General features: G+C 34.5%; 9 protein-coding genes, 2 tRNA genes and 1 pseudogene. 9 read left to right on the forward strand and 3 right to left on the reverse strand.

Annotated features, from left to right (window positions below; genetic code table 11):
* The first annotated feature begins 288 nt into the window (after positions 1-288).
* From H8911_RS10820 to recD2, 4 genes are all read left to right on the forward strand, one after another.
* Positions 289-375, forward strand: a tRNA-Leu gene (locus H8911_RS10820).
* A gap of 26 nt (positions 376-401) precedes the next feature.
* Positions 402-488 (forward strand) — tRNA-Leu (locus H8911_RS10825).
* A gap of 76 nt (positions 489-564) precedes the next feature.
* Positions 565-1,725, forward strand: a complete 1,161-nt coding sequence (gene mnmA / locus H8911_RS10830) for a tRNA 2-thiouridine(34) synthase MnmA (protein ID WP_186999664.1) — start codon at positions 565-567, stop codon at positions 1,723-1,725.
* Entirely contained in the window at positions 1,709-3,814 is a 2,106-nt protein-coding gene (recD2, locus tag H8911_RS10835) for an SF1B family DNA helicase RecD2 (protein WP_186999665.1), read from the forward strand. Before mnmA ends, recD2 begins: the two co-directional genes overlap by 17 nt.
* A 219-nt stretch (positions 3,815-4,033) precedes the next feature.
* Here recD2 and H8911_RS12975 read toward each other — a convergent pair.
* Positions 4,034-4,198: pseudogene (locus H8911_RS12975) on the reverse strand (zinc-ribbon domain-containing protein); the annotation flags it as partial.
* A gap of 118 nt (positions 4,199-4,316) precedes the next feature.
* Positions 4,317-5,258 (reverse strand): Abi family protein, encoded by a 942-nt coding sequence (locus tag H8911_RS10845; protein WP_186999667.1) that lies wholly within the window; start codon positions 5,256-5,258, stop codon positions 4,317-4,319.
* Between the two features lie 448 nt (positions 5,259-5,706).
* Here H8911_RS10845 and H8911_RS10850 point away from each other — a divergent pair, with 448 nt between their 5' ends.
* From H8911_RS10850 to H8911_RS10860, 3 genes are all read left to right on the forward strand, one after another.
* The gene (locus H8911_RS10850; RefSeq protein WP_186999668.1) at positions 5,707-5,934 is read left to right on the forward strand and encodes a DUF1653 domain-containing protein; all 228 of its coding nucleotides are present in this window, start codon (positions 5,707-5,709) and stop codon (positions 5,932-5,934) included.
* 99 nt (positions 5,935-6,033) lie between these two features.
* A complete protein-coding gene (locus tag H8911_RS10855) occupies positions 6,034-6,693 on the forward strand; it encodes a Crp/Fnr family transcriptional regulator (protein ID WP_186999669.1) in 660 nt (219 codons plus the stop codon).
* Between the two features lie 351 nt (positions 6,694-7,044).
* Complete coding sequence (locus H8911_RS10860) at positions 7,045-7,716, forward strand: Crp/Fnr family transcriptional regulator (RefSeq protein WP_227403314.1); 672 nt, start codon at positions 7,045-7,047, stop codon at positions 7,714-7,716.
* Between the two features lie 81 nt (positions 7,717-7,797).
* Here the strand turns inward: H8911_RS10860 and H8911_RS10865 are convergent, their stop codons facing one another.
* The gene (locus H8911_RS10865; protein WP_186999670.1) at positions 7,798-8,400 is read right to left on the reverse strand and encodes an ATP-binding response regulator; all 603 of its coding nucleotides are present in this window, start codon (positions 8,398-8,400) and stop codon (positions 7,798-7,800) included.
* Between the two features lie 341 nt (positions 8,401-8,741).
* On the opposite strand from H8911_RS10865, the gene trkA reads away from it, so the two are divergent.
* Together trkA and H8911_RS10875 are read left to right on the forward strand one after the other, a co-directional pair.
* Positions 8,742-10,100 carry a Trk system potassium transporter TrkA gene (gene trkA, locus H8911_RS10870; protein ID WP_186999671.1) on the forward strand — a complete coding sequence of 453 codons (1,359 nt, stop codon included), beginning with the start codon at positions 8,742-8,744 and terminating at the stop codon, positions 10,098-10,100.
* Positions 10,084-11,604: a TrkH family potassium uptake protein gene (locus tag H8911_RS10875; protein WP_186999672.1), complete on the forward strand. Its 1,521-nt coding sequence runs from the start codon at positions 10,084-10,086 to the stop codon at positions 11,602-11,604. The genes trkA and H8911_RS10875 overlap by 17 nt, the downstream gene beginning before the upstream one ends.
* Positions 11,605-11,865: the final 261 nt, after the last annotated feature.

The raw sequence follows: 11,865 nt of genomic DNA on the forward strand, positions 1-11,865 counted from the left end.
GAGTGGTTAACTGTCGATAGATTTGTTTAGGAGTTCCTCTATGTCATCAATCTAAAACTGAATATTTTTAGAATATGAGTGTAATTTTGTCTTGACAAAGGTCACTTCATAACAGGTGAATGATGCCTTAAAATCATGACTCACGGTAATTTTAGAAAAGAAAGTAAAGCAGTCGTTGTCTAAGAGTGAGAATGAAATTTTAGATTTCATGAAAGAGTCACTTTTTAGTGGCTTTTTTTAAAAAATCCTTGCATGAAATTCTATCTTTTGATATAATAGTCAAGCAATGCCCGGGTGGTGAAATTGGTAGACGCAGTGGACTCAAAATCCACCGGTAGCGATACCGTGCCGGTTCGAGTCCGGCCCTGGGCACCATTTTTAAAATTAAATATTTATTTTTTGCCCGGGTGGTGAAATTGGTAGACGCAGTGGACTCAAAATCCACCGGTAGCGATACCGTGCCGGTTCGAGTCCGGCCCTGGGCACCATTTTGAATTGTTGGATCAAGTTTTTCGGGCTTGGTCCTTTTTTATGATATAATTTTTGATAGTTGGAGGATTACATATGAAAGTATTAGTTGGATTAAGTGGTGGTGTAGATTCTGCTGTTGCAGCTTATTTATTAAAGAAACAAGGGTATGATGTGACTTGTTGTTTTATGCGTAACTGGGATAGTTTTGCGAATAATGATATTGCAGGAAATCCTACAATCAAAGATGATACTTGTCCTCAGGAACAGGATTATTTAGATGCGTTAGCGGTTGCCAATCATTTGGATTTACCTTTACAACGTGTTGATTTTATTGAAGAGTATTGGGATAACGTATTTAAAACGTTTTTAAGTGAATATGAAAAGGGCCGTACGCCAAATCCAGATATTTTATGTAATAAATATATTAAGTTTGATTCATTTTTTGAATATGCTATGAAACAAGGTTTTGATAAGGTGGCTACAGGGCATTATGCTTCAAACAAAGAGGATGAGACTGGCTTTACGTATTTAACACGTGCCAAAGACCAGAATAAAGACCAGACATATTTCTTGTGTCAGGTTGAAAAGAGTAAGGTGGCTAAAACGATTTTTCCTTTGGCAAATTTAGAAAAGCCAGAAATTCGTCAGATTGCTTCTGAATTAAACTTAGAATCGGTTGCAACAAAGAAAGATAGTACGGGTATTTGTTTTATTGGAGAAAGAAACTTCAGACAATTCTTATCGAACTATCTTCCTAGTAAAGATGGTGACATTGTAGATGTGAATACAGGTAAAGTCATTGCACGTCATGTGGGCGTTTTATATTACACGATTGGACAAAGAAAAGGTTTAAATATAGATCATGAAAAGGGTCCTTGGTTTGTGGTTGGAAAAGATGTTGTGAAGAACATTCTTTATGTATGTCGTACAGATCAAAGAGATTTATTGTATTCAGATTCGTGTGTTGTAAAAGGAATCAACTGGATTTTGCCATGTTTGGATGAGATTCCAACAAAGTGTACTTGTAAATTTAGGTATCGTCAAAAGGATCAGGATATTGAAATCGAAAGATTGGATGATACAAGTGTGTTAGTAAAATATCCACAAACGATTGCGTCTGTTACAGAAGGACAGGAAGCTGTATTCTACGATGGTGACAAGTGCATTGGTGGGGGTGTCATTGAAGAAGTCTTCAAGGAAGGCAAGAATTTAAATCAATTGATTATGGAGACAGCCAATGGACATCGAGGCTAGGCTTGAATATATCATATTTGAAAATAAAGCCAATCATTATGTCGTTGCTGGATTTTCAGAATTAAAGACGTATCATAATTTTACAGCGGCTGGAAGAATTGAAGATCCAATCGAAGATCAAGAATATGTTTTGCATGGGGAATATGTAAAACACCCTAAGTATGGGGAGCAGTTTCGTGTGGATATGGCCAAAAAGAAATTGCCAGACAATTCGGATGCGATTATTCATTTTCTTTGTGGTGAGAATTTTCCTACGATTGGTAAAAAAACAGCCGAAAGTATTTATGAGACTCTTGGTGAGAATTGCTTAGAGAAGATTCATAATAATCCAGAACTTTTACATGAAGTGCCCAATTTGACTGCCAAAAAGATGTTGATTATTCAAAAGGGCATTCAAGAATTTACAGGATTTAATGAGACATACGCAAAGCTATTAAAGTATGGCTTGAGTCCAAGACAGATTCAGATGTTATTGGACACATATGATAATGTGTTGGATGTGATTGAAGAGGATTGTTTCAAACCTTATTATGAAGTGTATGGTTTTGGATATAAAACTGCTTGTAAGATGGCAAGTGCCATAGGCTTATCCAATGAGGATCCAAGAAGATTGGATGCCTATATTTATGAATTAGCTAGACAACTATCTATGGCAACTGGAAATACATATATTACATTTGCGACAATCTTTCAAAATGTACGTGGTGTAAATGAATCCTTGATTCAGGAAAGTATTGATTGTTTGGTTTCACTTCAATATTTGTATGTTGAAAATACTAGAATCTATCCTTTTACTTTACATGAAGATGAGGTCGTGATTGCCAAAGAGTTGAAGACTCATTTATTTGAAGTGGAAAGTGTGGATGTTGAATCAAAAATCAAACAAGTAGAGTTTAGTTTAGCTATAACATATGATCAGGAACAAAAGGATGCGATTCAATTGTTCTTCGATCGTTCGTTCATGATTTTAACGGGTGGTCCAGGTACTGGTAAGACAACAACTGTAAAAGGAATCTTGGAAATTTGTAAGGATGTGTATCCAGATAGTAAGATTCAGCTTTGTGCACCGACAGGAAGGGCTTCAAAGCGACTTGCACAACTTTCAAATTGTGATTCAAGAACCATTCATTCCTTGCTGCAGTGGAACTTAGAAGATAATTCCTTTGGCAAAAATGAGGATGATCCATTAGATATCGACTTTATTATTGTGGATGAGTTTAGTATGGTGGATACCCACTTATTTGCCCAATTATTAAAGGCGCTTCCTCAGCGTTGTCGCATTCTTTTAATTGGTGATGAAGATCAGTTAGAGAGTGTGGGTCCTGGAAAGGTGTTAGAAGATCTAATTAAATCGGATGTGATTGATACGGTCCATCTAAAGAAGATTTTTAGACAGTCAAGTGGTTCTGGAATCGTGACTTTGGCAAAAGAAATTCGTGAAGAAACTACGTGTCATTATGAGGATGGTGTTGAGTTTATTGAAAGAACAACGCCAAAAATTATGGATGCCCTAATCGATTATGTCAAAGATATGGATCTAGATTCCATGCAGATATTGGCACCAATGTATAAGGGGGCTGCTGGTATTGATGAGATCAATCGTCAGATGCAGGTGTTGTTCAATCCAAAAAGTCCGCAAAAGAATCAGATGAAGGTAGGAACAACAATCTTTCGTGAAAACGATAAGGTCATGTTGTTGAAGAATTTACCGGATGAAGATGTTTATAATGGGGATATTGGTACGATTGTTGAAATTGATTCAAAACAGAATGTGATTTCAGTGGATTTCACAAATGCGATCGTTGATTTTTCAACAGACTTTCTATATTACTTAAAACACGCATGGTGTATCAGCGTTCATAAATCTCAAGGTAATGAATATCAGACGGTATTCTGTATTGTGGATGTGAATGCGAAAAATATGTTAGAAAAGCGTCTTTTATATACAGCGATTTCGCGTGCTAAAAAACAGCTTTTTATTATTGGCAATAGGAGCTTATTTGAAACGCAGGTGCGCTTAAAATTAAAGCGTATCCGTCAAACAACGTTGCAGGAAAGAATTTATGAAGAAACCAAAAAATTTTTTTAGCTGAAAAAACGGAAAGGCGACAAAACCCCTACATGAACCAAATTTTCAAAATGAGGGAAAAATCGAAAAAATCTACAAAACCCATACATGAACCTAATTTTCTAAATTGGACAAAAACGGGAAAAATCGACAAAACCCCTGTTTTTCAACTTGTTTCATGGACAAAAAAAGAGAAGTATGACTCCAGAATTGGACATACTTCTTTTTCTTTTTGGCAGGCTAGAGAAGCCTATAGATTTCTTTTTGGTGACGACCGCTGCAATAGGTGCAAGAAACGAAACCACGTTCAAACTTTTCTACACGCATAGCGATTGACTGCTGATATTTTCGATCACAGTCTTTGCATTGCCAGTAAACCATTTCTTTGCTTGTAGGCAGTACTTCGTCAGGAGAAAGCTCTAATTACTCCAACCGCAATCTCGAGCAAAGAGCTAGAAAAGAAATTGTTAAAACATTCAAAATTGAAAGAGGGAATATTGGAATTAATAGGATTAAAATAATATTATATTTTCAACCATTTGGTTATATGTTGATTTCCCATTTTACCAAGAATTTTTTTAGCCATCCATCTTTTGCCTCTTACTGTGTATTTTAAGTAAAATTTAAATATGCTCATTTTAATTGCTCTGATTTCACGGTCTGTCGAAAAAAAAGATAGAACTTTCAATGTATCCATATAGTTTATTGCACTTTGGCTTAAATGAAATTCGTTTATGCCAGCTTGAACGTTCACTGTAGATATTCTATGAGATTTTGAAAATCTATAAATCATGGCTCCATGCGCACAAGAATTCCTAATTTCTTTTAAAATATATATACCAAATTCAAATCCATCATCTGAAAATTTATCCATTTTTAAATCCTTCTTCACTTCATTTTTTGTTATAGGGTCTAAAAATTGGATAAATAAGATGGTTGTACCCAAAACTATTCCTTTTAGTGCAATCCAAAAAGGTAATTTATCATAAGCAGCCATATAATTGTTCTGGCGTTTTAGTTTTTGAACATAGTCATTATCGGTAAAAGGTGTGAAATCAGAAAATTTGTAATAAAGCGCTCGTTGAGTCGGCTGAATATAATTATTGGGATTCAGATATTCTTCAGTTCGGGAAATATTATAACAATATCTACCAGAAAAACGATATGCTAGTGAATTTTTTAACTTTGATTCTGCTGATAAAAGCGAATTCATTGTAAGCTTAGATAATTCATTATTAAATGAATAAACACCATATAAATCTTCAAAAAAGATATGAGAAAAATATTCTTTAGAAGAAGTATTGGGTTTACAAAATAATTTTTCATTAGCGTTTATGATATCAAAATATGGATGTTCTAATAAAATCTCTTTGGCCTTATTTATATTTTTAAATAATAGTCCTCTAGATTGTAATATCCCAATACGCTCATTAATCGTTTTATATTCTTTATTAATGGTTGCCATAAATTTCTCACCTTTAAAAAAAAGCAGAAGGAAATATCCTTCTGCCGGCAAATGCATGCCGTCCGCCCTAGTTGACTTTGCCTCATTAAAAGGAGCTACCTTTCAATTTCAACGGCATAATCTCATGCGGCCCCGTTACTGACTATAATATAACATATTTTTTTGAATAATGCAAAAATTAATTTATAGTCCCTCTACAATATGCCATATAATTTCTCTTCGTCCTATGAACAAAACTCTTAACACAAGAAGATTCCCTGTATAAACAAAATGTTTGTATCTTTTTCCTATTCTAATGTGTACAAAACACGACTATGAACTAATTGTACACGTAAATGTTTTGTCTAAGAGAAGAATTGTGAACAAAACTCCTCACATACGATGAACATAGGCTCTACGCTACTCCGAACATATTGTTTATTTCTTTTTACTTTCAAAAAAGTAACAAATGAAAGTATTAGAAAATAGAATATATCGACATTTTAAAGGAAACACTTATAAAGTGTTGTGTGTTGCGATGCATACGGAAACGCAAGAGAAGATGGTAGTTTATCAAGCATTATATGGGGATTATAAGTATTTTGTTCGTCCATATGAAATGTTTGTGTCAAAAGTAGATCGTGACAAGTATCCGGATGTGAAGCAGGAATATCGATTTGAACTTGTTGAAGAATAGGCTAAGGTCTATTCTTTTTTCTTATCTGTGTGATTTGTTAACGTATCAAAAGAAGGAGTGTGTTATAATAAATCATATTGACAAAGGGTGATTTAAATTATGGGGCGTGAATTATTTTTAGACTTTTTTACAGAGCACGAAGTGCCTGTTATTCGTAAAAGAAGACATACATTTTTAAAGATGGATGATGAGAATGCATATATTTTAAAAGAAGGTGTTGTGAAGGTCAGTGTTTTAATGCGTGATGGACGTGAATTTAATATTGCGTATTTAAAAGGCTTTGATATTTTATCTATGTTTAAAGATGCAGTTGTTGATTGTAAATTTTCTTCATTGATGATTCGTGTTGAAAGTGATGAAGCTAGTTTTTATTGTGTTTCTAAAGAATTATTTAATCAATTATTAAATAAACATTCTGAATTGGTGGAATACGTGAATACGTATTATCGTAAGAAATTATCGGAAACAATTTCAAGACAAGAATTAATGACGATTAATGGCAAGAATGGTGCTGTATGTGCATTTATATACTATTTGGTTACAATATTTGGAAAAGAAGCGCGTGATGGAATTTTGATCGATTTAAAGATCACAAACGATGATATTGCGGGTTTCTGTGGAATTTCTACAAGACATAGCGTGAATCGTATTTTGCGTGGCTTAAGAGAAGAACATGTTATTCGCACATTGTATAATAAAATCATGGTCTTGGATGTCGAGTATTTAAAACAATTTGTAGATGTTAAGATGGATGCATAATCCGCCTTTTTCATACAAAATAAAAAGAGCCGACTTAAAATGTGGGATGCCGACTCTTAAAACTGGTCATTATAAGAAAGACTATCATGAGTTGGTTACAACCAGTTTTATTTACTATATCATGGATTTTGAAATGAAAAAAGAGCTGAACTAGATGATGTGGCAAATAATTCAGCTCTATTCATAGGAAACTGGATATGCAAATTACTTTATGGACACGCTATCCAGCAAAAATAAGTATATCATCTTGTTGTGTATTATACAAAAACAATTGCCCATAATTGTATATGTAAGGAACACGTAATATAATAAATATCAATTGCTAACAAGATTCAACTGAAGTATGGTACAATGGAAATAATGATAGAGGTGACGAAGATGAATTGTGACTATGTGCTTAAATATCTGGAAAAGATGGAAGTCCCAATTGTTTCAAAAAAGAACCATGATATTATAATGTGCGATTTAGAAAAGATGATTTTTTTAAAGGAAGGTGTCGTAAAGGTGAGTTCCATTTTAGAGGATGGACGTGAATATAATATAACTTACGACAAAGGCCCCAATCTTCTTTCGTTAATGTGCGACACACTTCGTGAAGATGTTGCGTATCGTGTAAGAATTCGTGTTGAAAGTGAAGAGGCATCTTTTTGTTTGGTAAGTCGAGAAGATTTCTCAAGGGCCGTAAAGCGAGATGAAAAACTAAAAGAGTATGTTGAGGCATACTATCGTGAGAATCTACAAAGAGCTCTATATCGCCAAAAATGTATGACAATGAATGGAAAGAGTGGCGCTATCTACGCATTTCTTTATAATTTGATTTCTTTGTCTGGAAAAGAAATCAAGGAAGGTATATTGATTGATATGCAGATCACAAATGATGATATCGCAGGATTCTGTGGTATTTCTACCAGAAACAGTGTCAACCGTATTTTGCGTGGATTAAGAGAAGAAAACGTAATTCGTATAGTCGATAATAAGATTTTAATTTTGAATGCAGATTATTTAAAGCCATATGCAGACTAAAAGGGTAAGTATCTCACCCTTTTCATTTCGCTAATTTTTCTTCTAATAATTCCATAGTGATTGCTTTTACGATATGTCCATTCATATTGCTTTAATGCATTCTTGAATATCACTTTCAAATGCATTGGCACTTATCGCAAGAATATGTACGCTTTTCGCATCGTTTCTTGGTAAGGTACGTATTTCTTTTGTTGCCTCTAATCCATCTTTAATTGGCATCATAATATCCATAAAAATATAATCAAAAGTATAAAGCTTAGATTTTTTGAATTGATCAATGGCTTCCTGTCCATTTCGAGCAGTCGATAAATCAAACCCAAGATCTTGCAACAAAATGGTTGCAATTTCTAGGTTGATATCATTGTCTTCAACAAGGAGTGCTTTCTTATTTGTAAGATTTAATGGATTAGTTTGAATGGGCTTTGCAGTTTGTAGGTTAAAATCTATCTGTAAAGGAAGAATTATCCAAAAGGTTGTACCCGCATTTTCTTTACTTTCCATTTGTATCGTACCATGTATCATTTTACTAAAGGAGTGAAGTGTATACAAATCCAAAGTTTGTATGGCCATATCGATAGGGGTTCCTTTGTCGAAGCGGACGATATCGATAGTATCTTGGATTAGCTCACATTGATAAATGGCCGCAAAATCTTTGCACAAAGCTTCGAGTAATTGTGTATTCATAACACACCTCCTTAAAAAAGCGTCTATGGAAAGGCGCAGGTAAGATAGTGCAATTTAAAAAATACCATTATGCCCTTTCTAAGGGCTTTATACTCGATTGTTAAAACGAAGAAAAGAGCTGATCGGGTAAATCAGCTCAAGAAATAGGAAACGCTGGATAAGCGGTAAAAAGGCAATTTAATTATCCAGTATTGCCTAGTATATCACTATGGATTGAAAATGCAAGAAGAGTGAACAAATTTTCTGTATCACTAGTTTTTATGTTGAATTGTATTTAATATTGATTTGTATTATACTTGAGATAGATTCCGTATAGGAATTTATTTTTTTTGGAAGAAAATATGAAAATTGTTGTAGTTGGTGATGGGAAAGTTGGCTTTGCGATTGCGAAACAATTGAATCAAGAGGGTCATGATATTACAGTGGTTGAAAATAAAGTGAATGTATTATCGAGTACAATGAATCAACTAGATATTGTTGGTGTGCAAGGGAATGGAGCTAGTTTAGACACATTGTTGGAAGCACGCGTACCTTCGAGTGATTTGTTGATTGCGGCTACATCAACGGATGAAGTGAATATTATTTGTTGTTTATTGGCAAAAAAATTGGGAGCTAGACATACCATTGCTCGTATTCGTAATCCAGAATACAATAACACAGTTCGTTTGATTAAAGATGAATTGGGATTGAGTATGAGTATCAATCCAGAGCAGGCGGCGGCTCGTGAAATTTTGCGTGCGATTCGTTTCTCAAATTCCATTAAAGTATCGTCTTTTGCGAAGGGAAGAATTGAGCTTGCTGAAGTTAAGGTAACAGAGAATTCCCCACTTTTAAATATGCGTGTGGTTGATATCAATCGTCGTTTTAAGACGGAAGTCTTGTTTGTGACGATTTTGCGTGATGGTGAAGTCATCATTCCAAATGGAAATACGGTGATTTATGAAAATGACCGTCTTACATTAACGGGTTCAGCAACGCAATTAGAGCGTTTCTTTATTAAGATTGGTATTTTAAGTGATCGTACAGTCAATGAGGTTATGATTGTTGGTGGTGGTCGTATCACATATTATTTGACGAGAATGTTACTTGAATTGGGGATGGCCGTTAAAATTATTGAGTTGAATAAAGATAAGTGTATCAACTTGGTTGAAAAATTCCCACAGGCAACGGTTATTCATGGAGATGGAACGGATCATGAATTATTATTGAGTGAATCCTTAGAGGAAATGGATGCCTTTATCGCTCTTACAGATAATGATGAGGAGAATGTCATTATTTCGATGTTTGCGCAAAGTCATGATGTTACGCATGTGCTTCCTAAGGTAAATCGTGTTTCTCTAGGTTTCTTGTTGGATAAGTTGGGGCTTGAAAATTCAATTACGCCTAAGTTTATTACCGCAAACCAAATCGTGCAGTATGTTCGTGCTATGCAGAATACGGTTGGATCAAACGTTGAATCTTTGATCAAGCTAGTGGATGACAAGGTAGAGGCTTTAGAATTTAGAGTGCGTGACAATTGTCGTTTTATTGATGTGCCAATTAAGGATCTAAATATTCGTAAGGGTATTATCATTGCGTATATAACACATAAAGGTGTTTCTAAGGTGGCAACTGGTGATACGCGTATTCAACTATCGGATACGGTTATTATTATTAGTAAGGTTGCAGGATTGAGGGATATCAATGATTTACTATCTTAAGCATAATATACATAAACTCAACTGGACTATAATTGGTAATGTATTGGGTATGGTGCTTATTGCGCAAGCCTGTTTAATGGTGTTACCGGTCATGGTGGATTTGATTTATCAAGAAGGATTATTTGATTCTTACTTGATCGTAATTGGGATTTGTTTGGTTTTAGGATATGGTTTAACGCGTAAAAAGGCGAGAACGAATTCTTATTTTGCCAAAGATGGAATGCTTGCGGTGGGTATTGCCTGGATTGTTGTTTCTTTCTTTGGCGGATTACCATTCTACTTGTCGGGTGAAATTCCTTCTTTTGTGGATTGCTTCTTTGAAGCGGTGTCTGGATTTACAACGACAGGTTCAAGTGTTTTAACGGAAGTTGAGAATTTGAAGCATGCCACACTATTCTGGCGTAGCTTTACACACTGGATTGGTGGTATGGGTATCTTGGTTTTCATTTTGGCCTTACTTCCAAAGTCAAATGATCGTGATATGCATATTATGCGTGCGGAAGCGCCGGGTCCTACCATTGGTAAATTAGTACCTCGTATGCGTCAGTCGGCTATGATTTTATATACCATGTATATGGGATTGACTGTCATTCAGGTCATTTTACTTTTGATTGGGAAGATGCCATTGTTTGGTGCGTTGTGTAATACATTTGGTACAGCGGGTACTGGTGGTTTTGCAATTAAAAACACGAGTATTGGTGCCTACAACAATGCGTATTATGAAGTGATCATTACGATTTTCATGATTTTATTTGGTGTGAACTTTAATATGTATTACTTTTTATTAATCAAAGATTTCAAACAGGTCTTTAAAAATGAAGAGTTGCGTACATATTTAGGTATTATTCTATTTTCAATTATTTGTATCACATTGAATATTTTATCCATGTATAATTTTGATGTATTCAAATCCATTCGTTTGGCAAGTTTTCAAGTGGGTTCAATTATAACGACAACGGGATATTCGAGTTGTGATTATAGTGTCTGGCCACAATTTAGTAAGATGATCCTCTTCTTATTAACAATCTGTGGTGCGAGTGCTGGTTCGACTGGTGGTGGTGTTAAGGTAAGTCGTCTTTTGATTATTGTAAAGAAAATTAAATTGGATATTCAAAAGTTACTACATCCACAAAAAGTAGAAGCCATTACAATGGATGGAAAAGTTGTAGATACAGAGGTGGTCACTCAGATCATGGCGTATTTCTGTAGTTTCATTATTATTGTCGGTGTCTTGTTGTTCTTGGTTTCATTTAATAACTTTGATTTTGAAACAACGGTTACATCCGTTATGACTTGTATTGGTAATGTAGGTCCAGGATATGGTCTTTGTGGTCCAATGGGAAATTTCTCCATGTTCTCGGATTTTTCGAAGATCGTCTTATCTTTTGCGATGTTGATTGGTCGTTTGGAAATCTATCCTATTATCATTTTCTTGGCTCCAATTTTAAATATTCGTAGTGTATCTAAGAATATTCATAGTCGTAAAAAGCGTAGAAGCAACTAAGGTACTTTTTAGTATCATTTGCACCTTTTAGTTTAATGAAAACGGATACAACTAACTTAAGTGTATTTTGAGTTAATATATAGCCTGAATTATTCATGAAAAGATAATAAAAGAAGATTAGCCTTGTTGATGGATCCAAATTGGCTAATCTTTTTCATTTTGTTTTCGAATGGTTTGAAATGAGTATATAAAAGGATATCAGACATTGCTGATTTTTTAAAATATAAGTTCAAAACGTTAAATCTGCAACACTTTATTCCA

This window comes from Holdemanella hominis, from assembly GCF_014306155.1.
In the GTDB taxonomy this organism is placed as follows: Bacteria; Bacillota_I; Bacilli_A; order Erysipelotrichales; family Erysipelotrichaceae; genus Holdemanella; species Holdemanella hominis.